The organism is Azospirillum brasilense (assembly GCF_007827815.1).
Taxonomy (GTDB): domain Bacteria; phylum Pseudomonadota; class Alphaproteobacteria; order Azospirillales; family Azospirillaceae; genus Azospirillum; species Azospirillum brasilense_C.
In genome coordinates, this window is the sequence record NZ_VITH01000004.1 from 109,155 (window position 1) to 135,360 (window position 26,206).

The following is a 26,206-nucleotide window of genomic DNA, read 5'->3' on the forward strand; positions in this document are numbered from 1 at the left end:
AGCCGCCCCCCCTCCCCCATGGACATCGCCTTCGAGGAGGCCGAAGCCGCCGCATCCCGCGGGGAGGTGCCGGTGGGTGCCGTGCTGGTCGATCCGGCGACCGGCGCCGTGCTGGCCCGCGCCGGCAACCGGACGGAAGAGTTGAACGACCCCACCGCCCACGCCGAGGTGCTGGCGATCCGCGCCGCCTGCACAGCGCTCGGCGAGCCGCGCCTGCCGGGGCTGGACCTCTATGTGACGCTGGAACCCTGCGCGCTGTGCGCCGCGGCGATCAGCTTCGCCCGGCTGCGGCGGGTCTATTTCGGCGCCTACGACCCCAAGGGCGGCGGGGTGGAGCACGGCCCCCGCTTCTACCACCAGCCCACCTGCCACCACGCCCCGGACGTCTACGGCGGCATCGACGAGACGCGGGCGGCGGAGATGCTGCGGGAGTTCTTCAGGGAGCGCCGCCCCGGGTGAGTGCCGGGGCGGCGTTTCGTCACTGCGGCTGGGACAGGCTGGCCACCGTCGCCTGACTCCACGCGTTTTCGCACTCGCGGACCAGCGGGCCCCGCACCGCGCGGCAACGCTCGACCACGGACCCGGCCTCCGGCGTGCGGCCGGCCTCGACCAGCAGCCGGATGCGGAGCGGATAGCCCCGCTCAGCCCCGCCGAAGCGGCGGTCCTTGGCGTCGAGGGCGACCAGAGCCTGGGACGCCCGGCCGGCGGCCCGATGCTCGGCGATCAGCAGATCGAACGCCTCCGGCGGAGCTGAGGCGCTTTTGACGGCGATCTCGAGATCCTTCACCGCGAGGTCCGGCCGGTTCTGCTTGGTGTGAAGCCGGTAGTAGGTCATCCGCAGATAGGGATCGGACTCGAAGCCCCCCTTGGCGACCTCCTTCAGGGCGGCCTCCGCCTCGGCGAGACGCTCCTTCGCGATCAGGCTCTCCGCGCGCTGCACCAGGACGCTGCGCGACAGCGCCTTCAGCGCCGCCCCCTGGAACACGACCTTCTCGTAACCCACCGTGTTCTTGTCCCGGGTCGCGCCCTCGAACAGCTGCTCCCGGACCGCATAGGCGCTCAAATCCACGAAGCGCTGCTCCGCGGAATTGTGGCCCATGCGCAGTTGCTTGCCGATTTCACCAAAAATCTTGGACGGACCGGCCGACAATTCCTTGAAGGCGGCGTTGATGCCCGCGCTGTACTGCCCCGACTGCATCAGCGCATTGATCTGGTCTTCGAGTGCTTTGCGCTCCTCCTCGGCCTTGGCGCTCTGCTTGCGCGCGTCGTCGGCGAAGCGCTCCATCACGACCTGAAAGACGTTGGTGTTGTACCCGGCCTTCTCCAGAAGATCAAAGCCGAGAAGGTCGGCCTCGTCCTCCTGCTGGCGAGCCCACGACGGTTGCGCCACGGTGTCCTGGAACGTCCGGTAGGTCGTGTAGATCAGCGCCGCGTTCCTGGCCATGTCCGGGTTGGAGCGGGGAGCCGCGGAGAGCAGCGTCCCCATCCCGGTGTCCTCGACCGTCTTCTGCGCCGCATGCTGGCGGTCGGCGTCCATGTGGTTGAGCAGAAGGTGCGACACTTCGTGAGCCAGGATGAAGGCCAGTTCATCCTCGTTCTCGGAGTTCACGAACACCCCCTGCGAAACCAGGATGGTGCCAGCCGGAACAGCCTCCGCCACATAGGCGGGGTTGTTGGTCACGACGATGGTGACGGACGGCTTGGCGTGGGGCCATGCCTTCAGAAGACGCGCCAGGATCTGGTTGGCGTAACGCTGCAACGGTTCCGCCCCCGCCAGCTCGCGCGTGCCCGGCGGCAGCGGGTCACGGCCGTCGAGCGACCGCGCCGACGCACCCGACGGCTTCTGCAGCGATGCGGCGAGCGCCGTCAGGGAGCTGCCCCCGGCGTCCGGGACACGCCGCTGCTCCGCGACCTCGACGAAGCGCGCGGGGACGGACTCGTAGGTTCGCTTGCCGCTGAGTTCCGTGGTCAGCGTGTCGAGCGACTTGCATCCGCCGGCGAGCAGGGTCAGGCCGAGCAGGGCGGGAACGAGCGGGCGACGCAAGGCGGCGTTCATTTGCATTCGGAGGCGCCCCGCGACGAGAAGGTCGTTCCGCTGACCCGTTGAGCCGTCTGGCATTCGGTGAGCACCTGGGCCTTGGCCGAAACCTGCACCTGGAACGGGCTGAGCCACACCTCCTGACCGCCCGCGTTCACCTTCACAGAGCGGGTGTTGCGGTTGTAGTCGGCGGCATCGAAGGGAACCGACGGGAACGCCTCCTTGGGCAATTCTCCCTTCTTGCCGCCCTTCTCATCGAACACGGCGATCATGCCCCCGGAACCGAACATGATCTTTTCGATCTTGATCTTTTCCTGAGCCATCGCGGACACCGCGAACGAGCACAGGGCGGCCAAGACCACAGCGGACATTCTGATCACGCGTTTCCTCCATTGCTCTGTGACTTTTCCTGTGCTTCCAGCACGCGAAGCTCTTCGAACCGTTTGGCGAGCACGATGCGGGCCGGGCCGGCGACCGCCGCGCCGGCAACGGCGACGCCGATCCAGTTCACCGGTTCCAAGCCGGTGAGCCATACCAACCAAGTCGAGAAAGCGAGGCCGACAAGCGACCCAGCCGCCATGAGCAGCAGGGTCCATGCCACCGCCGACAGCAACGTCCGCGGGGCGAGCCAGATGCCGATCCTACGGGCGGCAAGTGCGACGAGCGCCATGGCGGCAAGTTCCACCAGCACCGACAGGTCGAGATCGCCAAGCCCGAGCTTGCTCCACTCCTTCATGAAGCCGGCGCCGCGGACGATCAGGTTGTCGATCGCCATGGCGTGCAGGAACATGCCGGGCACGATGCCGAACACAGGCGACGGGCCGACATCCTGGACGCCGGAGAACATCGCCCCCACCACCACGATCCGGCCGGCCAGCAAATCCGCCAGGGCTTTGCCGTCGACACCCGTCGCCGATTCCGGTGCCGTCAGCCATTCCGCCCGGATGACCGGGTGATAGCGGCAATCCGCCGGGGCGTTGGACAGGACGCCGCTCTCGAACGGCATCAACGTCCGAAGGAAATTGCCGGCCTTGTCCAGAAGGGAACCGTCGGGGCACTCCGCCGCAAGGCGCCGGTGGTCAGGATGCACGGCCTCCGCCCCGGCCGGCCAGACACGCCCCCATTCGATGGTCAGGGTCATGTTCCGAAAGGCGTCCGGATTGACCAGCGGATCGTTCCGGCTGCCCTGGCACGCCTCACTCCGCCCGCAATACTCGTTGTAGACCGCCAGAGCCGCTGAAAGCCGCGGCGAACCGCAATAGCTGTCCGGAAACAGATCGACATGGGACGCCCCGTCGCGGATCAGGGGGTGAGGCTCTCCTTTCACCGCAAGGCGCAGGTCCTCCACGTTCTGCCGGCCGGCGGTCGCACACCCCGAGTCATCCTGCTGGCTGCTGCGCGCGACCGTCATGAAAACCGGAAAATCCGCGATCGCGCTGACAAGGCGATCCAGACCACCCGGCTCTCCAGGCCTGTTCCTGTCGATGATCATCAAATCCAGGAGGATGCTTTCAGCCCCAGCGTCCTTTAGTTTTTGAATAAGACGTGCGTAGAAATCGAACGACGGCGGATAGGATTCACCATTCACAGCAAGTGACGTGTCGTCGATCTGAACGACGACAATTTTCTTTTGCCCCTTATCGGGATAGACGCTGGTGGCGATCCGGCGATAGGCATCCAGAGAGGTTCGACCGCTGGAGCCGCTGATGTCCAAAGGGTTGAAGACCGCCGCCGAAACAATCAGTGCCGGAACGAATGAGAGTTTGAGCAGCCGGTCGCCCAGCCGCCGCCATCCGGTACACTGCAGGAACAGACAAGCGATGAAGCCTTGCCAAGCGCGGCGGGCGGTTTCGAAAGTTCCCTTTGCGCCACGAAGCGGCATAACGGCGGCCTCTGGTCCTTTGACAACGTGCCAGCCAGTTTCTCTCTAAAAAACAAAGCTGAAACCCGTTGCAATTTTAACGGGACAGCGGCAAAGAACAATGTTAATTTTTAGTTAGTTTTCGCAAGTCTGCATATCTCCATATGCAGCGACGCCATCATCCACAAGCAGGACGCTCAGCCGCGCCGGGGCCGGAGCGAGCGCGCAAACAAAAGCGGAGGAGCGTCGCCACTCCTCCGCGCTCAGACTCCGTCGGACTTGGCTCCTCAGCGCCCCACCGCCCGCCAGCCGATGTCGCGGCGGCAGAAGCCGTCCGGCCAATCCAGCGCGTCCACGCCCTGATAAGCGCGCTTCTGCGCCTCGGCCACGGTCGGGGCCTTGGCGGTCACGCCCAGCACGCGCCCGCCGGTCGACAGCACCCGGCCATCGTCCGACCGCTTCGTGCCGGCGTGGAAGACGGTCACGCCCTCCACCGCGTTGGCCACCTCGAAACCCTTGATCTCCGTGTTCTTCACGTAGTCGCCGGGATAGCCGTTCGCGGCCATGACGACGCAGAGCGCCGTCTCGTCGTGCCAGCGCAGGTCGATGTTCTTCAACTGGCCATCCGCCGCCGCGATCAGCGCGGCCAGCGCGTCGGACTTCAGGCGCATCATCAGCGTCTGGCATTCCGGGTCGCCGAAGCGGACGTTGAATTCCAGCGTCTTCGGCACCGGATTGCCGTCGGCGTCCTTGCCGATCATCAGGCCAGCGAACAGCACGCCCTTGAAGGGGCGCCCCTCCGCCGCCATGCCCTTGACCGTCGGCTCGACGATCTCGCGCATCACGCGGGCCTGGAGGTCCGGGGTCAGCGCCGGGGCCGGGGAGTAGGCGCCCATGCCGCCGGTGTTCGGGCCGGTGTCGCCGTCGCCCACCGCCTTGTGGTCCTGGGCCGAGGCCAGCGGCAGGGCCGATTCGCCGTCGCACAGCGCGAAGAAGCTGACCTCCTCGCCGTCCAGGAACTCCTCGACCACCACCTCGGCCCCGGCGGCGCCGAAGCGGCCCTCGACCAGGGCCTCGTCGATGGCGGCGAAGGCTTCCTCCTCGGTGCGGGCGACCGTCACGCCCTTGCCGGCGGCCAGACCGTCGGCCTTGACCACGATGGGGGCGCCGTTCTTGCGCACGAAGTCCTTGGCGGCCTCGACGTCCTTGAAGCGGCCATAGGCGGCGGTCGGCACGCCGTACTTTGCCAAGATGTCCTTCATGAAGCCCTTGGAGCCCTCAAGCTCCGCCGCTGCGGCGCTGGGGCCGAAGGCCTTGATGCCAAGGGCGGTCAGCTTGTCGACGAGGCCCAGCACCAGCGGCCCTTCCGGCCCGACGACCACGAAGTCGATGGCCTTGTCCTGGACGAAGCGGACCAGGGCGTCCACGTCCTCCGCGCCGATGGCGACGCAGTCGGCCACATCCGCGATGCCGGCGTTGCCCGGCGCGCAGTAGAGCGTGTCGCACAGCGGCGAGTTCTGAATGGCCCAGCACAGCGCATGCTCGCGCCCACCCGACCCGACCACCAGGACTTTCATGGCACCTCGTCCTTCCACGCTTGTTGCCGACACCGCGCCTTGTATCATGGTGCCGCCATGACTCAAGACCTTGATATGACCTCTCCGCTGATCGCCCCCGAACCGCGCCCCGGCTCGAACCTTCCGGAATTCTCGGTGGGCGACCTCGCCCGGCGCCTGAAGCGCAGCATCGAGGAGGAGTTCGGCTTCGTGCGCGTGCGCGGCGAGATCTCCCAGCCCAAGCGCCACAGCTCCGGCCACTGCTACCTCCGCCTGAAGGACGACACGGCGGTGATCGAGGCGGTGTGCTGGCGCGGCACCGCGTCGAAGCTGGCCATCCAGCCGGCGGAGGGGCTGGAGGTCATCGTCACCGGGCGCATGACGACCTACCCCGGACGCTCGCAATACCAGCTCATCATCGAGTCGATGGAGCTGGCCGGCGAGGGCGCCCTGCTGAAGATGCTGGAGGAGCGCAAGAAGCGCCTCGCGGCGGAGGGGCTGTTCGATGCCGGGCGCAAGAAGCCCATCCCCTTCCTGCCCGACGTGATCGGCGTCGTCACCTCCCCCACCGGGGCGGTCATCCGCGACATCCTGCACCGGCTGCACGACCGTTTCCCGCGCCGGGTCCTGCTCTGGCCGGTCGCCGTCCAGGGCGAGCGGGCGGCGGCGGAGGTCACCGCGGCGATCGAGGGCTTTAACCGCATCGCCCCCGGCGGCCCGGTGCCGCGCCCGGACCTGCTGATCGTGGCGCGCGGCGGCGGCTCGCTGGAGGACCTGATGGCCTTCAACGAGGAGAACGTCGTCCGCGCGGCGGCGGCCAGCCGCATCCCGCTGATCTCGGCGGTCGGGCACGAGACCGACACCACCCTGATCGACTTCGCCTCCGACCGCCGCGCCCCCACCCCCACCGCGGCGGCGGAGATGGCCGTTCCGGTGCGGGCGGAGCTGCTGGCCCAGGTGCTGGACGACGAGCGGCGCATGGTCGGCGCCGCCACCCGCCTGCTGGCCGAGCGGCGGACGCGGGTGGAGGGGCTGGCCCGCGGCCTCGGCGACCCGCGCGCGCTGCTGGAAAGCCACGCCCAGCGGCTGGACGACCGGGCGGAGCGGCTGGCCCTGGCCGCCGCCTCGCTCCTCGACCGCCGCCGCACCCGCCTGAACGAGCTGGGTGCGGCGCTGCGCCACCCGCGCGAGAAGCTGGCCGAGGCCGGGCAGCGGCTGGCGTCGGAATCCCGCGCGCTCGACGGCGCGCTGCGCCACGCCGTCGTCGCCGCGCGCGGCCAGTATGAGCGGGTGAGCGGGCGGCTGACGCTCGGCCCGATCCGCGTGAAATTCGGCGACGGCCGGCGGCGGCTGTCCGACCTGACGCCGCGGCTCGACCGCAGCTACGGCAAGGCGGTGGAGGAGCGTGCGGCGAGGCTGACGGCGGTGGGGCAGCTTCTGGAAAGCTACTCCTACAAGGGCGTCCTGGAGCGCGGCTTCGCCCTGGTGCAGTCCGGCGACGGCAAGCCGCTGACCAGCGCCGCCCAGGCCACGCCGGGTTTGGCGGTGTCGCTGGTCTTCGCCGACGGCAAAGCCGCCGCGACGGTGGACGGCGGGCCGCGGGTCGATGGTCCACCTCCCACCGCGGTTCCGGAGCCGAAGCCGAGGACTGCCAGACCAAAAGCGGAGCCGAAGAAGCCGCAGCGCCCGCCGACACAGGGAAGCCTGTTCTAATCCATCGGCCCCACGGTGGATTTGCTCCATTCCGGAGCACCGGACTGGAGCGGACTGCCGGACGACTTGGGCAATTCCACCGCGAGCCCCCTCCCCGCATCACTTATAGTGGTGCGCCGCCGGACCGATGCCCGGCGATACCGGAGGGGAAGGATATGGAGCAGCGCGCCGCCTCGATCGGCCCGTTGGCGCGGGCCGGAGACTGGATCGACAGCGAGCGGGGACAGAGGACCGTCTTCGGATTGATCCTGCTGAACGCCGTCGTGCTGGGGCTGGACACGTCCTCCACGGTGTCGGACGCCATCGGGCCATTGCTCGGCACGCTCGACAGCCTGATCCTGATCGCCTTCACCGTGGAACTGGCCCTGCGCATCGGCCACCAGGGGCGCTCCTTCTTTCGCGACGGCTGGAACCTGTTCGACTTCGCGGTGGTCGTGATCACGCTGGCCCCGGTCGGCCCGGAAATCATGGTCCTGCGCACCCTGCGCGTGCTGCGCGTCTTCCGCCTCGTCACCGTCATGCCGCGGCTGCGGATGATCGTCCATGCCCTGGTGACATCGCTGCCCGGACTGGCGATGATCATCCTGCTGCAGGCACTGCTGTTCTACGTGGCCGGTGTGATGGCGACCAAGCTGTTCGGCGCGGATTTCCCGGACTGGTTCGGCACGCTGGGCGCGTCGCTCTACTCGCTGTTCCAGATCATGACGCTGGAAAGCTGGTCGATGGGCATCGTGCGGCCGGTGATGGAGGTCCACCCCTACGCCTGGGCCTTCTTCGTGCCCTTCATCATGGCGGCGACCTTCACGATGCTGAACCTGTGCGTCGCAGTGATCGTGAACGCGCTGCAGGCCCTGCAGGACCAGGGGAGCCCGGAGAGCGGCGACGCCGCCATCCCCGACGGAACCCACCCCGTGGCCGAGGAACTGCGGAGCCTGCGCGAAGAGGTCGCCGCCCTGCGCTTGGCGCTGGACGGGCAGCGCCGGACGGCGGAGGACCGGGTTTCGCGCCCGGCCCTCTCCGGTGCCGGCGACTGATACCGGGCGACCGGCCTCAGGCGGCCCCGACGAAGCTCCAGCGGGTCGTCTCGCCGCTGCGGAAGGGCAGCACGGCCTCGCCGTCCGCAGTCAGCACGATGTCCGGCGTCGTGGACGGCGTGCGCTCCAGCACCACCTTGTCCTCGTTGACCGGCAGGCCGTAGAAGCGCGGGCCGTTCAGGCTGGCGAAGGCCTCCAGCTTGTCCAGCGCCCCCGCCTCGTCGAAGGCCTCGGCGTAGAGCTCCATGGCGTTGGCGGCGGTGAAGCAGCCGGCGCAGCCGCAGGCGCTCTCCTTCGCGGTCACCGTGTGCGGGGCGGTGTCGGTGCCCAGGAAGAACGGCCCCTCGCCCGAGGTCGCCGCCTCGACCAGCGCCACGCGGTGCGTCTCGCGCTTGGCGATGGGCAGGCAGTAGAGGTGCGGGCGGATGCCGCCGGCGAACAGGTGGCTGCGGTTGATCAGCAGGTGGTGCGCCGTGATCGTCGCCCCGACCCGGCCGGAAGCGGCGTGCGCGCGCACGAAGGCCACGGCCTCCGCGGTGGTCGCGTGCTCCAGCACCACGCGCAGCGCCGCGTAGCGCTCCAGCAGCGGGCCGAGGGTGCGCTCCAGGAACACCGCCTCGCGGTCGAAGATGTCGACATGGGAGTCGGTCACCTCGCCGTGGATCAGCAGCGGCATGCCGATCTCCGCCATGCGCTCCAGCACCGGCGCGATCTTGCCGAGGTCGGTCACGCCGTGGGCGCTGTTGGTGGTGGCGTTGGCCGGGTAGAGCTTGGCGGCGGCGAACACGCCGTCCTCGAAGCCCTGAGCCAGATCGTCGGCGTCGGTGCCGTCGGTCAGATAGGCAGTCATCAGCGGCGTGAAGGACTGGCCCGCCGGCAGGGCCGCCAGGATGCGCTCGCGGTAGGCCACGGCGTCGGCCGTGCGGGTCACCGGCGGCTTCAGGTTCGGCATGATGATGGCGCGGCCGAACTGGTGGGCGGTGAAGGGCAGCACCGCCTTGAGCATGGCGCCGTCGCGCAGGTGCACATGCCAGTCGTCGGGACGGCGGAGGACGAGACGGTCGGTGGGCATGGCGGCTCCGGGGCGCGGAATGGGGAGGTTTGCCGGAGTTCTAGCCCCTTACGGTTCCCCGCTCAACGGTAACGGGCCACGGCAATGGTGACGGAAGCGGCGAAAGCCGCTAGAACCCTAGCCGAATCCCTAGGGACATTCGAAGCCGGACCCGCGCCGATGAGCCTCATTACCCCCCGCACCCCGCCCGGAACGATGGAACTGCTGCCGCGCCAGCAGGTCGCCTTCCAGCGTCTTCTCGACACCATCCGCCGCGGCTACGAGCGGTTCGGCTTCGTGCCGGTGGAAACCCCGGTGTTCGAGACGGTGGACACCCTGCTGACCAAGTCCGGTGGCGAGACCGAGAAGCAGGTCTATTTCGTGCAGTCCACCGGCGCCCTCCAGCAGGGGAACAAGCCGGACATCGCGCTGCGCTTCGACCTGACGGTGCCGCTCGCCCGCTACGTGGCGGAGCATGAGCGCGACCTCGCCTTCCCCTTCCGCCGCTACCAGATCCAGCGCGTCTACCGCGGGGAACGGGCGCAGCGCGGGCGCTTCCGCGAATTCTACCAGTGCGACATCGACGTGATCGGCAAGGACAGCCTGTCCGCCCATTACGACGCGGAGATCCCGGCGGTCATCTACCATGTCTTCAGCGAACTGGACTTCGGCGGCTTCACCATCAACGTGAACAACCGCAAGGTCCTGCTCGGCCTGCTCGACGGGCTGGGCGTGGACGACGCGGAGAAGCGCGTCCTGGTCCTGCGCGAGATCGACAAGCTGGACAAGATCGGCCGCGACAAGGTGCAGGCCAGCCTGACCGGCCTCGGCATGACCGCCGACGCGGCGGAGAAGATCCTGTCGCTGATTGACGCCAAGGGCAGCAACGAGGACACGCTCGCCGCCCTGGGCGCGCTGGGCATCGAGAACGAGACCTTCCGCCAGGGTGTTTCGGAGCTGACCACGGTCATCGAGGGGCTGAAGGCGTTCCAGGTGCCGGACGGCATCGTGCGCATCAACCTCGCCATCGCGCGCGGCCTCGACTACTACACCGGCACGGTCTACGAGACCTTCCTGAACGACCATCCGGGCATCGGCAGCGTGTGCTCCGGCGGGCGCTACGACAACCTCGCCAGCCACTACACCAAGTCGAAGCTGCCGGGGGTGGGCATCTCGATCGGCGCGACGCGGCTGTTCTACCAGCTGATGGAGGCCGGCATCATCAAGGACGGCGGCGCCACCGCCCAGGTCCTGGTGACGCAGATGGACCCGGCCCTGTCCGCCGACTATTACGGCCTCGCGACGGCGTTGCGGGCGGCGGGCATCAACACGGAAATCCAGCTCGACGGCGGCAAGCTCGCCAAGCAGATGAAATACGCCGACAAGGCGGGCATTCCGCTGGTCGTCCTGATGGGCTCCGACGAGAAGGCGCGCGGCACGGCGACGCTGAAGCATCTGGTGAAGGGCGAGCAGGTCGAAGTCCCGCTGGCCGACCTCGCCGCCAAGGCGAAGGACCTGCTGGGAGCCTAACGCTGTCCCCTCTCCCCCCTTGGGGAGAGGGATCGTCCACCGCAGTGAGCCCCGCCCATGGCCACCGTCGCCGAAGCCCTGAACCTCGCGCTCGACCATCATCTGTCCGGGCGGCTGGAGGAGGCGCGGCAGCTCTACGGCCGCATCCTGGCGGCGGACCCGGACAACCCCCACGCCCTGCATTTCGGCGGGCTGCTGGCGGCCCAGACCGGCCGCGTGGCGGACGGTGTGGCGATGATCCGCAAGGCGGCGGCCCGGCTGCCGCTCGCCGCCGATGTCCACGGCAATCTCGGCAAGGCCCTGATGGCGCTGGGCACGCCGGACGGGGCGGCGCAGGCCGCCGCCGCCTTCCGCACCGTTCTCGCCTTGAAGCCCGACGGCGCCGCTGACTGGTTCGCCCTGGGCGGCGCCCTGACCGAGGCCGGCGATGGCCCTGCCGCCCACCGCGCCCTGAACCGCGCCCTGACGGCCAGCGCCGCCACCGACAGCGAACCGCTGGCCGAGGCCTTCGAGCGGGCCGGCCTGCGGCTCTACGCCGCCGCCGACTGGGCGGGCGCCACCGATGCCTTCCGCAAGGCGCGCATCCTCGCTCCGCAGCGCGCCGAGGCGCACCGCATGCTCGGCGCCGCGCTGGCCCAGACGGGCGACCCGGAGGGCGCCGTGGCGGCGCTGGACGAGGCGCTGCGGCTCGACCCCACGCTGGCCGAGGCGCAGGCCAACCTCGTCCATCTGCTGGTCACGCTGGGCCGCTTCGACGACGCCGAGCGGGCCGGGCGCCGGGCGGTGGTTCTGGACCCCGGCAACGCCGACGCCTACGGCAACATGGTGCCGCTGCTGGAGCAGACCGTCCGCGTCGCGGAGGCGTTGCGCCAGGGCGCGCGGGCGACGCGCCTCGCCCCGCAGCGGGCGGCCTTCCACCGCAACCGCCTGTCCCTCCTGCTGCACGAGGGCCGCCGCGACGAGGCCGTCGCCGCCGGGCGGGAGGCCATCCGCCTCGCCCCCACCGACGCCGAGGCCCATCTCGCGCTCGCCGTCGCCCTGCTCGCCTCCGGCCAGTTCCGCGAGGGGTGGGAGGAGTTCGAGTGGCGCTGGGAGACCCGGCAACTCGACCCGGTCCACCGCGGCTTCGCCCAGCCGCAATGGACCGGGGCGGAGGATGTGGCGGGCCGCACCATCCTGCTCTACGCCGAGCAGGGGCTGGGCGACACGCTGCAGTTCGTCCGCTACGCGCCGCTGCTGGCCGCGCGGGGCGCTCGGGTGATCGTCGGCTGCTCCCCCGCCCTGGTGCGGCTGATGGCACAGGTGGACGGCGTGACCGCCGCCATCGCCTGGGGCGACGAGCTTCCGGCCTTCGACCGGCACATCCCGATGATGAGCCTGCCCCGCGCCTTCGCGACCGATCTGGACAGCATCCCGGCCGCGGTGCCCTATCTGCACGCCGATCCCGCCGACGTCGCGGCGTGGCGCGCGCGGGTGCCGGCGGACGGGAGGGCGCGGGTCGGGCTGGTCTGGGCGGGGTCGCCGCGCACGGTGCGCGGGGTGGCGAGCCCGATCGACCGGCGGCGCAGCCTGCCTCTGGCCGCCCTGGCCCCCCTGGCCGATGTGCCGGGGGTGCGCTTCGTCAGCCTCCAGATGGGGCCGGGCGCGTCGCAGCTGGCCGAGGCTCCGGCGGGCATGGACATCGATGACCCCATGGCCGGCGTCCGCGACTTCGCCGACACGGCGGCGCTGGCCGAGACGCTGGACCTCGTCATCACGGTGGACACCTCCGTCTGCCATCTCGCGGGCGGCTTGGGACGGCCGACCTGGACGCTGTCGCGCGCCGACGCCTGCTGGCGCTGGCTGGGCAACCGGGAGGCGAATCCCTGGTACCCGACCATGCGCGTGTTCGGCCAGGACCGCTCGGGCGACTGGTCGGGCGTCGTCGCCCGCCTGCGCGCGGCGTTAACGGATTTCGTGGAAGCGCGCGGTCACGTTTCTTAACCACACAACCGATGGGCGCATTCGTGGCGCCGCCGCAACGGTCCGCTACGAATTTGAGTTACGCCGATTTCGGGGCGGACTCGCACACCCGAAGGGCCAGGGATTACACCGGTTGTTAACCAAGGCACCTCTACATTCCGGTCCTATCGCTCGGCCATTTTACCGAGCATTTTAACCAATTCGCGGGTCTTGCCCCGCGGTCATGGCTGGAGCCGGACATGACACGGTTGTGGGTGCGACGCGCGATCTGGGGTGTGACGCTGGCGGCGACGCTGGGCGGCGGCGCCCTCCTGGCGCAGGAGGAGATGCGCACGTCGCGATTGCAGGCGCGCCTGCTCGCCGGCTACGCCAAGGACATGACCTACACGCTGGGCGAGGGGCCGAACCCCGCCGCGCGCCACCCCACCCAGGGCCCCTACAACGAGCGGATGGGCTATGTCGGGCTGCCCGGCTACCTGCGCTCGCTGACCTCGGACATGTACGCGGTGGAGATGCAGGCGCATCTGTCGCCGACGCTCGACCAGTTCATGGCCGCCGGCGGCTTCCCGATCTACCACGAGAAGACGCGCGCCGGCCTGACCCTGCTGGACCGCAACGGCACCGCGCTGTTCTCCGCCCGCTACCCGGAGCGGGTCTTCGCCAAGTTCGAGGACGTGCCGCCGCTGGTCGCCGCCACGCTGCTGTTCATCGAGAACCGCGAGCTGCTGAACACCGACGAGCCGCGCCGCAACCCCGCCGTGGAGTGGGACCGCTTCGCCGGCGCCGTGGCCATGCTGCCGGTGCAGTGGGTCAAGCCGGGCCAGCGTTCCCCCGGCGGCTCGACCCTGGCGACCCAGATCGAGAAGTACCGCCACTCCCCCGACGGCCAGACCAGCGGTGCAACGGAAAAGCTGCGCCAGATGATCTCGGCCAGCACCCGCTCCTATCTGGACGGCGAGGACACCGGCGCCCACCGCCGCCGCATCCTGATCGACTATCTGAACTCCACCCCGCTGACCGGACGCCCCGGCTTCGGCGAGGTGAACGGGCTGGGCGACGGGCTGTGGGCCTGGTTCGGCACCGACCTCGCCATGGCCGAGAAGGTGCTGTCGGAAGAGCCCGCCGACGCCCGCGCCCTGCAGTTGAAGGCGCTGGCCTACAAGCAGGTGCTGAGCCTTCTGCTCGCCCAGCGCCGCCCCTCCCATTACCTGATTCAGGACCGTCCGGCGCTGGAGCGGCTGGCCGACAGCCATCTGCGCGTGCTGCACGGCGCGGGCGTGATCGACACCGCGCTGCGCGACGCGGCGCTCGGCCTGACGCTGAAGTTCCGCGAGGACCCGCCGCAGGCCCAGACCGCCAATTTCGTGGAGCAGAAGGCCCCCAACGCCATCCGCGCCCGGCTTCTCTCCATGCTCGGCGTGTCCAGCCTCTACCAGCTCGACCGCATCGACCTGACCGCCGAATCGACGCTCGACGCCCCGGCGCAGCAGCGCGTGGTGGAGGTGCTGGCGAAGCTCGGCGACCCGGCCTTCGCCGCGCAGATGGGGCTGACCGGCGAACGTCTGCTCGACACCAAGGGCAGCGACCTGTCGAAGATCATCTACTCGGTCACGCTGTACGAGCGCGGGCCGGACGCCAACTACCTGCGCGTCCAGGCCGACAACCTCGACCAGCCGCTGGACATCAACGAGGGCGCCAAGCTCGACCTCGGCTCCACGGCGAAGCTGCGCACGCTGGCGACCTATCTGGAGATCGTGGCGGAACTGCACACCCGCTACGCCCACCTGCCCAAGGACTTCCTCGCCGACGTGGAGGAGGAGGCGTCCGACAACCTGACACGCTGGGCGGCGAACTGGCTGGCAACCTCCGCCAACCGCGGTCTAAGCGCCATGCTCGACGCCGCCATGGAGCGCCGCTATTCGGCGAACCCCGGCGAGGCCTTCTTTACCGGCGGCGGGTTGCACAGCTTCGTGAACTTCAACCCGCGGGACAACGGCAGCATCCTGAGCGTGACCGAGTCGCTGCGCAATTCGGTCAACCTGCCCTTCATCCGCATGATGCGCGACGTCGTGCAGTTCTATCTGTCCGAGGGCGGCGACGACAGCACCGACATCCTGCACAACCCCGACCACCCCGCCCGCCAGGCCTATCTCGCCCGCTTCGCCGACAAGGAAGGCAGCGACTTCCTGAACCGCTTCTACAACAGCTACCGGAAGCACACGCCGGACGCGATGCTGAACATGCTGGCCGCCCGGTCGCGGCCCATGCCGCACCGCCTGTCGGTGATCTTCCGCACCGTCCGCCCGCAGGCCGGGGTGAAGGAGTTCGGCGCCTTCCTGCGCGCCCGCCTGCCCGACGCCAAGCTGGACGACGGCGACATCGCGTCGCTCTACGGCAAATACGGGCCGGACAAGTTTCCGCTCAACGACCTCGGCTATCTGGCGCGCATCCATCCGCTGGAGCTGTGGCTGGTCTCCTACCTGCAGAAGCGCCCCGACGCCAAGCGGCAGGAGGTGCTGGAGGCCAGCGTGCAGGAGCGCCAGGAAAGCTACCGCTGGCTGTTCAAGAAGGGCCAGTCGGCCCAGAACACCCGCATCCGCATCGGGCTGGAGGAGGAAGCCTTCCAGCGCATCACCGAGCAGTGGCGCAAGCTGGGCTACCCCTTCGAGACGCTCGTCCCGTCCTTCGCCACCGCCATCGGCAGCTCCGCCGACCGCCCAGCGGCGCTGGCCGAACTGGTCGGCATCATCCAGAACGACGGGGTCCGCCAGCCGACCGTGCGCGTGCGCAAGCTGCACTTCGCCGCCGGCACGCCCTACGAGGCCGTCGTCGGGCTGGGCGAGCTGCGCGGCCAGCGCGTGATGAAGGCGGAGGTCGCGGCCACCCTGCGCAAGGCGCTGATGGACGTGGCGCAGAACGGCACGGCCAAGCGCGTCTGGGGCTCCTTCAAGGACTCCTCAGGGGCGGTCATCCCGATCGGCGGCAAGACCGGTACGGGCGACCACCGGCTGGACCGCTACGGCCCCGGCGGGCACCTGATCGAATCGCGGGCGGTGAACCGGACGGCGACCTTCGCCTTCTACATCGGCGACCGCTTCTTCGGGACCATGACCGCCTTCGTCCACGGGCCGGAGGCCGACAACTACCGCTTCACCAGCGCCCTGCCCGCCCAATTGCTGAAGAGCATCGCCCCGGCGCTGCAGCCCCTCATCGACCCCGGCGTGACCAAGACGGCCGACACCGGCAAGCCGCAGACCGGGCTGTGACCGGTGGGCCTATGGCCCACACCCGGAATTGAAAAGGCCCGCCCCGGGAAACCGGAGCGGGCCTTTTTCATGAACCGGGGAAGGGCGGCCGGGCGCGCCTTACGCCAGGGCGGGCTCCTGCGCCGGGGACACGCCCGGGGGCACGGCGGCCGGCAGGGAGGCCAGCAGCAACTCCAGCTCCGCCGCGGCGATGTTCTGCGGCAGGCCGGGACGGTAACCGCGCAGCGTCTCCAGCGCCCGGTCGAAGGCGCTCTCGTGATCGCCCTGGTCCAGGTCGCTCTCATCCAGCGCCGCCAGATAGGCGTGCGCGACGGCGGCGGTCTCCTCCGGCGTCAGGTCGTCAACCTGCAAGGACGTGATGGGGAGCATGATGGCGGTTCCCGTGCAAACTGAAGCGGAAACCGGCACGCTACGAGACCATGGTTAACAAGGCGTTGCCGAAACCACCCCGCCGCCCCACGAAAAAGGGGGAGGCGCAGCCCCCGGCCACGCCTCCCCCCAATCGGACTCCGGCTGGCTTCGAGCGGATCAGCCCTCGCCGTAGATCTGCTCCTGCTGGTAGGCGACGATGCCGACGCGCTGGATCAGGTCGAGCTGCGTTTCGATCCAGTCGATGTGCTCCTCGGTGTCGTCCAGCAGTTCGGTGAGCTGCGCGCGCGTCTCGTAGTCGCGGGCCTGCTCGCACAGAGTGATGGCGTCGATCAGGTCGGTGCGGGCCTTGTGCTCCACTTTCAGATCGTTGCCGAGCATTTCCGGCACGTCCTCACCGATCATCAACTTGCCCAGGTCCTGAAGGTTGGGAAGACCTTCCAGGAACAGGATGCGCTCGATCATCTTGTCGGCGTGCTTCATCTCGTCGATGGATTCTTCGTAGATCTTGTGCGCAATGCGCTTCAGACCCCAGTTCTTCAGCATGCGGGCATGCAGGAAGTACTGGTTGATCGCCGTCAGCTCATTGGTCAGGATCTTGTTCAAATGGGTGATGACCTGCGGATCGCCCTTCACGTCCTGCCTCCATGCGGTTTGTTGGTTGAATCGCAACGCTTCTGGAATGACCATGCCCCATTTGCGGAGTCTTGGCAACCGATTGGAAAGCAACAGTCAGAACAATCGCATCAGCTTTTGCTAAATCCAGCGATGACACTGAGAGTGAATCTCAGAACCGACTGTCATGAACGACCGTGACGCGCCATATGACAGAGACTGATGCGACCAATCCTTAATGATCTTCTTTGCAGACAAGCGTGGCGTCCCCGTGCCTGCAAGTCGAAGCGGCGCTCATCCGGTTTTCTTCACAGGCAGAAGGATGACGGGAGCGTTCTCCGCACGGGAAATATCGTAGCTGAAGGAGGTCAGCAGCCGCTCCAGCACCTCCCGCTCCAAGCGATTGGCACAGACATACCCGAACGCTCTGTCCCGGTAGCCGGGATACATCGGCATCGGGGCGCCGTTGAGCAGATACACCGCGCAGGACTGCCGGCGCAGCGTAAAACGCTGCACTTGGTAATCCAGCCCGGCAAAGGACTCCGTCCTTGGCTCTTCCCAACCCAACGAACCTCTTGTCCTGTTTTTGTAGAGACGCGCGATGTCTCGCACGCTCTGCTGGAAAATATACGTGTTCTTATCGGCGCTCTGATAAGCCGCATAACCATAGCCACCCGGAATTTCGAAGTACCGGCTGTGCGAGGTTATCATCAGTTCCACTTTGCTTGCGGTGGTGCGGTGACATTTGCCCCAAGGCGGCGTGAAGACGTCGCCCCAACCGGATTGGATCGGCGAACGCTCACAATCGATCTCCACCCGCTCACCGCTGTTGTAGCCCGTCGTCTGGCACGACGCCGCAAGCGTCATCAAACCGGACACCGTCACACCACGAAGCAAGCCCCAACGCACCATCGCCCCCTTCCATGTCAGGGGGCACCGGCCCCGCTCAACACCACCGATGCGAGTATAGGAACCAGACGCGACGGGGCGAACGGGGAATTCAATCCGAGACGGTTTGCCTCACGGCTCTTGCATCAACGCCGCCGTCGGCACATGTGCCGCCATGGGGTTTTCGTCACCGGAGGTATGGTGCGGGCGGCGGGACTCGAACCCGCATGCCGAAGCGAAGGATTTTAAGTCCTTTGCGTCTACCAATTCCGCCACGCCCGCGCACCGTCGCGGCTCGGCTTGGAAGACGGGTTGCACCCGCCCGCCGGAGTTGCATATCATTGTATGCAGCCCGCCGTTCCGCTGGATTGACTTAGACAATCCGCGGGCGTTTGGTCAAGGATTGAGCGCGTTTAAAGCGCCGGACACGCAAAAATCCCCGCAACCCTGGCGTTCAAGGGAGGTGAGCTTGGAATCGATCAACTGGCTGGGTGTCGTGAGTGTGCTGATGGTCGCCGTGCTGATCGTGCCGGCAGCGTTGCGCCGCAACCGCACAACTTGGCTGCCCTACGCGGCGGTCTGGATCGCCGCCATCGTGGCGCTGGTCTGGGCTTACGACAGCTTCGGGCCGTTCTGAGCGGCCCGCATCCGGACGGGGAGCCGCCCGGCCCCGGTCAGGGCCATGCTATCAGGGACGCGTGTCCTCGTTCATCGTCATGATGCCGATGCCCATCGCCACGCTGCCGAAGGTGAGGATGAGGCTGGCATACAGCATGATCGCGGCAACAACGCCGTGATCGCTGTTTCCGATCAGAGTCGCCAAATTGGCGACGTCGAGAATCAAAAGCCCCGTCGCCAAGACAACAGCCCCGGCCACGCCGGACGCCAGATGCTTCAGCAAGAACAGGATCGCCGCTTTTTCGAAGGGTTTCATGGCACGACTTTTCATGACCGTCACGTCCCAGTCCTCAACATAGAATTACCCATGGCGGCGACAATATGACCAAGGACGGCTTGGCGTCCTAGAGACTTGTCTAGCCTTTGGTCCCCACCGTGACGTTCGGCGTACCGCCCAAGCGCAGGACGATGCCAGCCAACTCCTCCGTTGCCGCCACCACGCGGGCTTCGTCGGTGCCGCGCAGCACGAGACTGACGCCGAAGAAGCCGTTGCGGAAATAGGGGTAGCTGCCGATCTCCAGGTCGGCGTAGCGGTCCTGCAGGGCGCCGAGGTCCGCGGCGATCTGCCCCTCGGCCAGTTCGCAGGCCACCGTGCGGGCGTGCAGGTCCGGCCCGCCCTCCAGCTGCGGCAACACGCCGTCGAGCATCGCCTGCATGATGTTGGGCACGCCCGCCATGACGAAGACGTTGCCGATGCGGAAGCCCGGCGCGGCGCTGATCGGGTTGTCGATCAGCGAGGCGCCGGCCGGGATGTTGGCCATGCGCAGCCGCGCCTCGTTCAGCTTCGACGGGTCGCCGTAATGACGCTCCAGCCGGGCCACCGCCTCGGCGTTGCGCTCCAGCGGCACGCCGAAGGCCTTGGCGACGCAGGCCGACGTGATGTCGTCGTGGGTCGGCCCGATGCCGCCCGTGGTGAAGACGTAGCCGTAGCGGCCGCGCAGGGCGTCCAGCGCCGCGATGATCTCCTCCTCGACGTCCGGCACGACACGCGCCTCGCGCAGGCGGACGCCGATGCCGGCCAGCTTCTCCGCGATGTGCGGCAGGTTGGCGTCCTTGGTGCGGCCCGAGAGGATCTCGTTGCCGATAACGAGGACGGCGGCGGTCGGGTTGGGAGCGGCGGCGGGGGAGGACATGCGGAGTCGGCTCCGTTCTCGGTTGATGCGGGGATGACGGGACCGGCGGGCTTGCCGGACGGCGGGGGCGCGCTTTAACCTAGGGCCCAAGATGCTCTTCCCCACCCCCCTCCTGCAAGGCCGCCTCGTCCGCCGCTACAAGCGGTTCCTCGCCGACGTGGAGCTCGACGGCGCCCTGGTCACCGCCCATGTGCCGAACTCGGGCAGCATGATCGGGGTGGACATCCCCGGTTCCGCCGTCTGGCTGTCGCGGTCGGACAACCCCAAGCGCAAGCTCGCCCACACGCTGGAACTGGTCGAGGCGTTGGATGATCCGGACGCGCCCTGCCTCGTCGGCGTCAACACGTCGCATCCCAACGGGCTGGTCGCCGCCGCCATCGCCGCCGGCACCATCCCGGAACTGGCCGGCTACGCCCGGCTGCGCCGCGAGGTGACGTACGGGCGCAATTCCCGCATCGACATCCTGCTGGAGGACGAGGCCCGGCCGCCCGCCTACGTCGAGGTCAAGAACGTGCATCTGCGCCGCCCCGCGCGGGGCGACGGACGGGCCGCGGAGTTCCCGGACTGCGTGACCGCCCGCGGCGCCAAGCATCTGGTGGAGATGGCCGAGATGGTCCGCCAGGGCGCGCGGGCGGTCATGGTCTACCTTGTGCAGCGCGCCGACTGCACCCACTTCCGAGTCGCCGCCGACATCGACCCCGCCTACGCCGCCGGATTGCGCCTCGCGCTCGAATCGGGGGTGGAAGCCGTGTGCTGGTCCTGTAGGATCACCCCGCAGGCGATCGAGCTGGAACGGCCGCTGCCGATCCGCACGGATTGACCGCGCTACATGTTCACCGCCGGGCCCGCCGGCGCATTTTCCTGGGACCTGATCTGTAGGGGACGATTCTCTTGGACCACGACGACCTCGATTCCCATCGCATCCGGATTCATGGGCCGGAGGATTTCGAGGGCATGCGCAAGGCCGGACGGCTGGCCGCGGCCACGCTCGATTTCATCACGCCCTACGTCCAACCGGGCGTCACCACCGGCGAGCTGGACCGGCTGCTCGAGCAATACATCCGCGACCATGGCGGCGTCCCGGCGCCGCTCGGCTACCGCGGCTTCCCGAAGGCCAACTGCATCTCCGTCAACCATGTGGTCTGCCACGGCATCCCCGGCGACAAGCGGCTGCAGAACGGCGACATCCTGAACATCGACGTCACCCCGATCCTGGACGGCTGGTACGGCGACAGCAGCCGCATGTATCTGTGCGGCGACGTCGGCGTGAAGGCGAAGAAGCTGGTCGACGTCACCTACGACGCGCTGATGATCGGCATCGATCAGGTGAAGCCGGGCGCCACGCTGGGCGACATCGGCCACGCCATCCAGACCTTCGCGGAAGGCCACCGCTACTCGGTGGTCCGCGACTTCTGCGGCCACGGGCTGGGCCGCGTCTTCCACGAGCCGCCGTCGGTCCTGCATTTCGGCAACCCCGGCACCGGCGCCGTCCTGCGCGAGGGCATGATCTTCACCATCGAGCCGATGATCAACGCCGGCCGCTACGACGTGAAGATCCTCGGCGACGGCTGGACCGCGGTGACCAAGGACAAGTCGCTGTCCGCCCAGTTCGAGCATTCGATCGGCGTGACCAAAGACGGCTGCGAGATCTTCACCCTGTCCCCCGCCGGTTTCCACAAGCCCCCCTACGCCGTCCCGGCCGAGGAAGCGACCGCCGCCGTTTGATATCCCCGCGGATGTGATTTTCGCGCGGAAGAGGTATAGTCCCGACGCACACACTCGTATGGTGGCGTCGGGATGGCGGGACGGAAACGCGCGAAGCGGTCGGGGGATGCGGAGGAGGCCCAGGAACTTCCCGGGCTGGAGCCGCCCGCGGACGTCTCCGCGGAGGAGGCTCATCATGAGGCCCATCACAAGGGCCACCGCCAGCGTCTCTACACCCGCTTCCTCGACGGCGGGCCGGACGCGCTCCAGGACTACGAGCTGCTGGAGATGATCCTCTTCGCGGTGAACCCGCGCCGCGACGTGAAGCCGCTGGCCAAGGCGCTGATCCGCGATTTCGGCGACCTCTGGAGCGTGGTCAACGCCCCGCCGCCCCGCCTGCGCGGCTATTGCGTGGGGGAGGTCTCGCTGGCCTCCGACAAGGCCGTCGCGACGCTGCGGGCGGTCGGGGCGGCGGCGCTGCGCGGGATGCGGCAGCGGGTGATGGACCGGCCGGTGCTGGCCAACTGGCAGTCCCTGCTCGACTACTGCACCGCCGCCATGGCGCACCAGCCGACGGAGCAGTTCCGCCTGCTCTTCCTCGACCGCAAGAACAAGCTGATCGCCGACGAGGTGCAGCAGACCGGCACGGTCGACCACACCCCAGTCTACCCGCGCGAGGTGGTGCGGCGAGCGCTGGAACTATCGGCCAGCGCCATCATCCTGGTGCACAACCACCCGTCCGGCGATCCCACCCCCAGCCGCGCCGACGTGGAGATGACCAAGGAAATCCTGCGCGCCGCCCACAGCCTGGGCATCGCGGTGCACGACCACGTCATCGTCGGCAAGGGCAAGCACGTCAGCTTCAAAGCCCAAGGCTTGCTGTAGCCGCAACCCTGTCCTGCAGTCCCATCTTGTTGCCCGGACCGACGCCCCCATATGTGCGGCGTTCGTCACCACAGAGGTAGCACCATGGGCCTTTTCGACATGTTCAAGGGATCGGCGCCGCTGGATCTCACCCCCCGCCGGACGCTGGTCGTCTCGCTGATCTACTGCATGGGCGCGGACGGCGAGCTGGACCCGGAAGAGGTCGGCCATCTGCTGTCGGTGATGGGCCGCAGCGCCACGCGCGAGGAGCTGGACCGCTGCTTCAAGTACGCGCGCAGCACCCCGCCCGACGCCTTCCTGGCCGCCGCCACGCCGAACCTGAACGAACAGCAGCGGCTGTGCATCCTGCTGAACATGATCGACAGCGCCATGGCCGACGGCCAGGCCGAACAGGGCGAGCGCGACCTGATCGCGCGCTTCCAGCAGGCCTTCGGCCTCGACGACGCGAAGCTCGGCCCCTATTTCCAGGCGCTGGTCGCCAAGAACGACCGCAGCGTGCTGGGCGCGTAGGACCAACCTCGCGGCGCATCGCCCGTCAGCCGACCGACTCCCCGACCGCTTCCGGGGTGTCGGCATGGCGGGCGATGAAGGCCACGAAATCGTCGTAGGGCATGGGGCGGCCCAGCAGATAGCCCTGGATCTGGTCGCAGCCCAGCCGGGCGAGCCCGCCGAACTGCTCCTCCGTCTCCACCCCCTCGGCCAGGGTCTGCATGCGCAGCGAGCGCGCCATGCCGATGATCGCCTCGGCGATGGCCCCGCCGTCCGACCCGTCGGTCAGGCTGGTCACGAAGGAGCGGTCGATCTTCAGCTTGTCGACGCGGAAGCGTTTCAGATAGCTGAGGCTGGAATAGCCGGTGCCGAAATCGTCGATGGCCAGCGCCACCCCCATCTCGCGCAGCCGGGCGAAGGTGCCGGTCACCATGTCGGACTCGTCCATCAGGACGCTTTCAGTCACCTCCAGCTCCAGGCAGCGGGCCGGCACCTTGTAGGCGTCCAGCCAGAAGGCCACGCGGTCGGCCAGACCGGGGCGGCGCAACTGGACCGCCGACAGGTTGATGGCGATGAGCAGCGGATGGCCGCGGGCGAGCAGATCGGCGGCGCGGCGGCAGGCCTCGCCCAGCACCCAGTCGCCGATCGGCTGGATCAGGCCGGTGTCCTCGGCCACCGGGATGAACTGGCCGGGCGGGATCATCGTGCCGTCGCGGCGGCGCCAGCGCAGCAGACCCTCCGCCCCGACGAGACGGCGGCCGTCCACCGCGAACTGCGGCTGGAAATGCAGCTCCAACTCGTTGTCGGCCAGGGCGTGGCGCAGGTTGCTCTCCAGCCACATCCGCTCCGACGCCCGCTTGTTCAGCTCCGGCGTGAAGAACTGGTGGTTGGCGCGCCCCGCCTCCTTGGCCGCGTACATCGCCATGTCCGCGCATTTCAGAAGCGCGTCGATGGACGGCGCGTCGTCGGGATAGAGCGCGATGCCGATGGACGGGGAGATCTGCAACTCGTGCCCGTCCACCGGGAAGGACTCGGTCATCGCGCGCAGCACCTTGCGGGCCACCGAGCAGGCCGCGTCGGGACCGTCCAGGTCGTTGAGGAGGATGACGAACTCGTCGCCGCCCTGGCGGCTGACCGTGTCGCTGGCCCGCACCGTCTCCAGCAGCCGCGCCCCCACCGCGCGCAGCAGCCGGTCGCCGACGCCGTGCCCCAGGCTGTCGTTGATCGTCTTGAAACGGTCGAGGTCGACGAACAGCAGCCCCACCTTGCTGCCGTGCCGGTCGGCGGCAAGCATCGCGCGCTCCAGCCGGTCGCGCAGCAGGAAGCGGTTGGGCAGGTCGGTCAGGAAGTCGTACTGCGCCAGATGCCGGATGCGCTCCTCCTGGGCGCGCTTCTCGGTGATGTCGGAGAAGGCAGCGATGTAGTTGACGGCCTCCCCCGCCTCGTTGCGCACGACCTGGATGCTGAGCCACTCCGGATAGACCTCGCCGGACTTGCGCTTGTTCCAGATCTCGCCGGACCAGTGGCCTTCCTCCTTCAGCTTCGCCCACATGTCGGCGTAGTAGATCCCGTCCTGGCGGCCCGAGGCGAGCATGGCCGGATCGCCGCCGATCACCTCCTCGCGGCTGTAGCCGGTGATCCGGCAGAAGGCATCGTTGACCGCGACGATGCGGTTCTTCTCGTTGGTGACGACCATGCCCTCGGCGGCGTTGTCGAACACCTTGGCGGACAGCCGCAGCTCCCACTCCGCGCGCTTGCGCTCGGAGATGTCGCGGGCGATGGCGCAGTAGTAGGCGTCGCCCTCGTAGGTGACCCGGCTGGCCGTCACCTCCAGTTCCAGAACGCGCCCGTCGCGGGTGCGGTAGAGCGTCTCGTAATGGGCCGACGCCTCGGAGGCCGCGTCGCGGAAGCGTTCCAGAAGGTCGGCATGGCCGCCGGCCAGCCCGGCCAGCGGGGCGCCCAGCGCGGCGCAGCCGAAGGGATTGACGTAGGCGATGCGCAGCTCCGAGTCCGCCAGCACGACGATCTCGGACACATGGTCGACGAAGAAGTTGGCGAGGTAGAGCTGCCGCGCCCGTTCGCGCAGCATGCTGTCGCTCTCCCGCATGTTGGACTGGTAGCCGCGGACGATGCGGCGCACCCAGCCGGTGACCAGCCAGGACACCCCGGCCGACGCGCCCAGCGCCAGCGCCAGCACCGCCACCGTGGTCAGGATGCGCTTCTTCATGCCGGCGCCGATCTCGGCCCGCCGCTGCGCCATCACGGCGTCGACGTCGTCGGCGTAGAAGCCGGCGACCAGCACCCAGCCCCAGACGTCCGGCGGCGTGGCGTAGGACAGCTTCGGCGCCGGGCGCCCGGTGACCGGATGCACCCAGTCGAAGCGCAGTTCCCCGCCGCCCGACAGCCCGGCCTGCAGCAGGCGGGTGACCAGGTCCCGTTCGGTCTCCCAGGGCAGGTCGCGCGCGTTCTTCCCCTCCGCCGCCGGAGAGGTCGGCGAGAGCAGCACCTCGCCATCCTCCCGCAGGACGGCGATGAAGCCCGAATCCCCGAAGCGCCGGGCACGCAGCCGCTCCAGCGTCTCGCGCTGCAGCTTCTCCTCCACCGCACCGATGTAGTCGCCGGCGCCGATCAGCCAGTTGAACGGTTCGAAGCGGCGGACGTAAGCGAACTTGTCGGACATGCTGTGGGGGTTGCCCGGCGCGTACCAGCGGTAGCGGGTGAAGCCCTGCATCTCCGGATCATCCACGGCACGGATCAGGTTGCGCATGATCGGGCGCCCCTGGTCGTCGCGGTTGTCGAGGAGCGAGCGGCCCTCCCGCTGCGGGTCGGTGGGCAGCAGCACGCAGGTGCCCTGCATGTCGTCGATGAAGTAGTAGCCGCGCCCGCCGAAGAAGCGCAGGGGGCGCAGGGTCTCCTTGATCGACTGCCGGATCGACACTTCCGGCAGATACTCCTTCTCACGCTCGTAGATGGTCCAGGCGATGCCGTAGGCCTCGTCCACCTTGGCGCGCAGCTCGGCGCGCAGCAGCGGCTCGGTGCGCGACCGCATGTAGGCGAGGTAGGAGCGCGCGTTCTCCAGCTCCTCCTGCAGGGTCCGACGCTGCTCCTCCCGGTAGCGGGCCTCGGTCTGGATCAGGTCGGCTTCGAAATCCATCCGGTGCTGCCAGATGAAGTAGGCGCCCAAGCCCAGCACCACCGCCGCGACCAGAAACAGGGAGGCCAGGAACTGGAGACGGTACAGGCGCCTCTCGTCCGAAGTCCGGGACGGCTCGCGCATCAACTCGGCGATCGGATCGGACAACGAGAGCCCTCCTGGAACCACGCCCGGCGTTGCCCGGCCGCGGCGCATATTCCACATCATTAGTGCGCGTAGCCGGGACTCGGCAAGATCAAGGTGAAGAAGACGGCGCGACGAATTGCCAGTCTCTGCGACT

At 68.5% G+C, this 26,206-nt stretch carries 22 protein-coding genes and 1 tRNA gene; 11 read left to right on the top strand and 12 right to left on the bottom strand.

Annotation, left to right across the window (positions count from 1 at the left end; translation table 11 throughout):
- Positions 1–18: 18 nt before the first annotated feature.
- Positions 19–459: a nucleoside deaminase gene (locus FBZ83_RS09505; protein WP_186466042.1), complete on the top strand. Its 441-nt coding sequence runs from the start codon at positions 19–21 to the stop codon at positions 457–459.
- A gap of 19 nt (positions 460–478) precedes the next feature.
- On the opposite strand, the gene FBZ83_RS09510 is transcribed toward FBZ83_RS09505, so the two are convergent.
- The 4 genes from FBZ83_RS09510 to purD all read right to left on the bottom strand — a co-directional run bounded on the left by FBZ83_RS09510 (position 479) and on the right by purD (position 5,476).
- The gene (locus FBZ83_RS09510) at positions 479–2,062 is read right to left on the bottom strand and encodes a M48 family metallopeptidase (RefSeq protein WP_186466027.1); all 1,584 of its coding nucleotides are present in this window, start codon (positions 2,060–2,062) and stop codon (positions 479–481) included.
- Complete coding sequence (locus FBZ83_RS09515; RefSeq protein WP_211101644.1) at positions 2,053–2,409, bottom strand: hypothetical protein; 357 nt, start codon at positions 2,407–2,409, stop codon at positions 2,053–2,055. The genes FBZ83_RS09510 and FBZ83_RS09515 overlap by 10 nt, the downstream gene beginning before the upstream one ends.
- Positions 2,410–2,414: 5 nt before the next feature.
- Positions 2,415–3,920 (bottom strand): CHASE2 domain-containing protein, encoded by a 1,506-nt coding sequence (locus FBZ83_RS09520; protein WP_145682241.1) that lies wholly within the window; start codon positions 3,918–3,920, stop codon positions 2,415–2,417.
- A gap of 266 nt (positions 3,921–4,186) precedes the next feature.
- Positions 4,187–5,476 (bottom strand): phosphoribosylamine--glycine ligase, encoded by a 1,290-nt coding sequence (purD, locus tag FBZ83_RS09525; protein WP_145682242.1) that lies wholly within the window; start codon positions 5,474–5,476, stop codon positions 4,187–4,189.
- 75 nt (positions 5,477–5,551) lie between these two features.
- Here purD and xseA point away from each other — a divergent pair, with 75 nt between their 5' ends.
- Complete coding sequence (gene xseA / locus FBZ83_RS09530; RefSeq protein WP_145682243.1) at positions 5,552–7,168, top strand: exodeoxyribonuclease VII large subunit; 1,617 nt, start codon at positions 5,552–5,554, stop codon at positions 7,166–7,168.
- 155 nt (positions 7,169–7,323) lie between these two features.
- Positions 7,324–8,202: an ion transporter gene (locus FBZ83_RS09535; RefSeq protein ID WP_145682244.1), complete on the top strand. Its 879-nt coding sequence runs from the start codon at positions 7,324–7,326 to the stop codon at positions 8,200–8,202.
- Positions 8,203–8,218: 16 nt separating this feature from the next.
- Here the strand turns inward: FBZ83_RS09535 and pyrC are convergent, their stop codons facing one another.
- A complete protein-coding gene (gene pyrC, locus FBZ83_RS09540; RefSeq protein ID WP_145682245.1) occupies positions 8,219–9,274 on the bottom strand; it encodes a dihydroorotase in 1,056 nt (351 codons plus the stop codon).
- Positions 9,275–9,433: 159 nt separating this feature from the next.
- Between pyrC and hisS the strand changes: the two genes are divergently transcribed.
- The 3 genes from hisS (at position 9,434) to FBZ83_RS09555 (ending at position 16,011) form a co-directional block, all read left to right on the top strand.
- Positions 9,434–10,783, top strand: a complete 1,350-nt coding sequence (hisS, locus tag FBZ83_RS09545) for a histidine--tRNA ligase (RefSeq protein ID WP_145682246.1) — start codon at positions 9,434–9,436, stop codon at positions 10,781–10,783.
- Positions 10,784–10,840: 57 nt separating this feature from the next.
- Positions 10,841–12,766 (top strand): tetratricopeptide repeat protein, encoded by a 1,926-nt coding sequence (locus FBZ83_RS09550; protein WP_145682247.1) that lies wholly within the window; start codon positions 10,841–10,843, stop codon positions 12,764–12,766.
- A 218-nt stretch (positions 12,767–12,984) separates the two neighbouring features.
- Positions 12,985–16,011 carry a transglycosylase domain-containing protein gene (locus tag FBZ83_RS09555; RefSeq protein WP_145682248.1) on the top strand — a complete coding sequence of 1,009 codons (3,027 nt, stop codon included), beginning with the start codon at positions 12,985–12,987 and terminating at the stop codon, positions 16,009–16,011.
- A 99-nt stretch (positions 16,012–16,110) separates the two neighbouring features.
- On the opposite strand, the gene FBZ83_RS09560 is transcribed toward FBZ83_RS09555, so the two are convergent.
- From FBZ83_RS09560 to FBZ83_RS09575, 4 genes are all read right to left on the bottom strand, one after another.
- Positions 16,111–16,380 (bottom strand): hypothetical protein, encoded by a 270-nt coding sequence (locus FBZ83_RS09560; RefSeq protein WP_145682249.1) that lies wholly within the window; start codon positions 16,378–16,380, stop codon positions 16,111–16,113.
- 159 nt (positions 16,381–16,539) lie between these two features.
- Positions 16,540–17,016, bottom strand: a complete 477-nt coding sequence (gene bfr, locus FBZ83_RS09565) for a bacterioferritin (RefSeq protein WP_145682250.1) — start codon at positions 17,014–17,016, stop codon at positions 16,540–16,542.
- Positions 17,017–17,289: 273 nt separating this feature from the next.
- Positions 17,290–17,907 carry a hypothetical protein gene (locus FBZ83_RS09570; protein ID WP_145682251.1) on the bottom strand — a complete coding sequence of 206 codons (618 nt, stop codon included), beginning with the start codon at positions 17,905–17,907 and terminating at the stop codon, positions 17,290–17,292.
- A gap of 175 nt (positions 17,908–18,082) precedes the next feature.
- Positions 18,083–18,165: transfer RNA gene (locus FBZ83_RS09575), tRNA-Leu, on the bottom strand.
- A 187-nt stretch (positions 18,166–18,352) separates the two neighbouring features.
- On the opposite strand from FBZ83_RS09575, the gene FBZ83_RS31400 reads away from it, so the two are divergent.
- A complete protein-coding gene (locus FBZ83_RS31400) occupies positions 18,353–18,520 on the top strand; it encodes a hypothetical protein (protein WP_186466028.1) in 168 nt (55 codons plus the stop codon).
- A gap of 51 nt (positions 18,521–18,571) precedes the next feature.
- Here the strand turns inward: FBZ83_RS31400 and FBZ83_RS09580 are convergent, their stop codons facing one another.
- Both FBZ83_RS09580 and FBZ83_RS09585 read right to left on the bottom strand, forming a co-directional pair.
- Positions 18,572–18,832 carry a hypothetical protein gene (locus FBZ83_RS09580; protein ID WP_247888259.1) on the bottom strand — a complete coding sequence of 87 codons (261 nt, stop codon included), beginning with the start codon at positions 18,830–18,832 and terminating at the stop codon, positions 18,572–18,574.
- An 85-nt stretch (positions 18,833–18,917) separates the two neighbouring features.
- Positions 18,918–19,694 (bottom strand): competence/damage-inducible protein A, encoded by a 777-nt coding sequence (locus tag FBZ83_RS09585; RefSeq protein WP_145682252.1) that lies wholly within the window; start codon positions 19,692–19,694, stop codon positions 18,918–18,920.
- A 91-nt stretch (positions 19,695–19,785) separates the two neighbouring features.
- On the opposite strand from FBZ83_RS09585, the gene sfsA reads away from it, so the two are divergent.
- The 4 genes from sfsA to FBZ83_RS09605 all read left to right on the top strand — a co-directional run bounded on the left by sfsA (position 19,786) and on the right by FBZ83_RS09605 (position 22,793).
- A complete protein-coding gene (sfsA, locus tag FBZ83_RS09590) occupies positions 19,786–20,514 on the top strand; it encodes a DNA/RNA nuclease SfsA (RefSeq protein WP_145682253.1) in 729 nt (242 codons plus the stop codon).
- A 71-nt stretch (positions 20,515–20,585) separates the two neighbouring features.
- On the top strand, positions 20,586–21,419 hold the full coding sequence (gene map, locus FBZ83_RS09595; protein WP_145682254.1) for a type I methionyl aminopeptidase: 834 nt from the start codon (positions 20,586–20,588) through the stop codon (positions 21,417–21,419).
- Between the two features lie 72 nt (positions 21,420–21,491).
- Positions 21,492–22,283 carry a RadC family protein gene (radC, locus tag FBZ83_RS09600; RefSeq protein ID WP_145682255.1) on the top strand — a complete coding sequence of 264 codons (792 nt, stop codon included), beginning with the start codon at positions 21,492–21,494 and terminating at the stop codon, positions 22,281–22,283.
- Between the two features lie 84 nt (positions 22,284–22,367).
- A complete protein-coding gene (locus FBZ83_RS09605; RefSeq protein WP_038529309.1) occupies positions 22,368–22,793 on the top strand; it encodes a TerB family tellurite resistance protein in 426 nt (141 codons plus the stop codon).
- Positions 22,794–22,818: 25 nt separating this feature from the next.
- On the opposite strand, the gene FBZ83_RS09610 is transcribed toward FBZ83_RS09605, so the two are convergent.
- Positions 22,819–26,073: a bifunctional diguanylate cyclase/phosphodiesterase gene (locus tag FBZ83_RS09610; protein WP_145682256.1), complete on the bottom strand. Its 3,255-nt coding sequence runs from the start codon at positions 26,071–26,073 to the stop codon at positions 22,819–22,821.
- Positions 26,074–26,206: the final 133 nt, after the last annotated feature.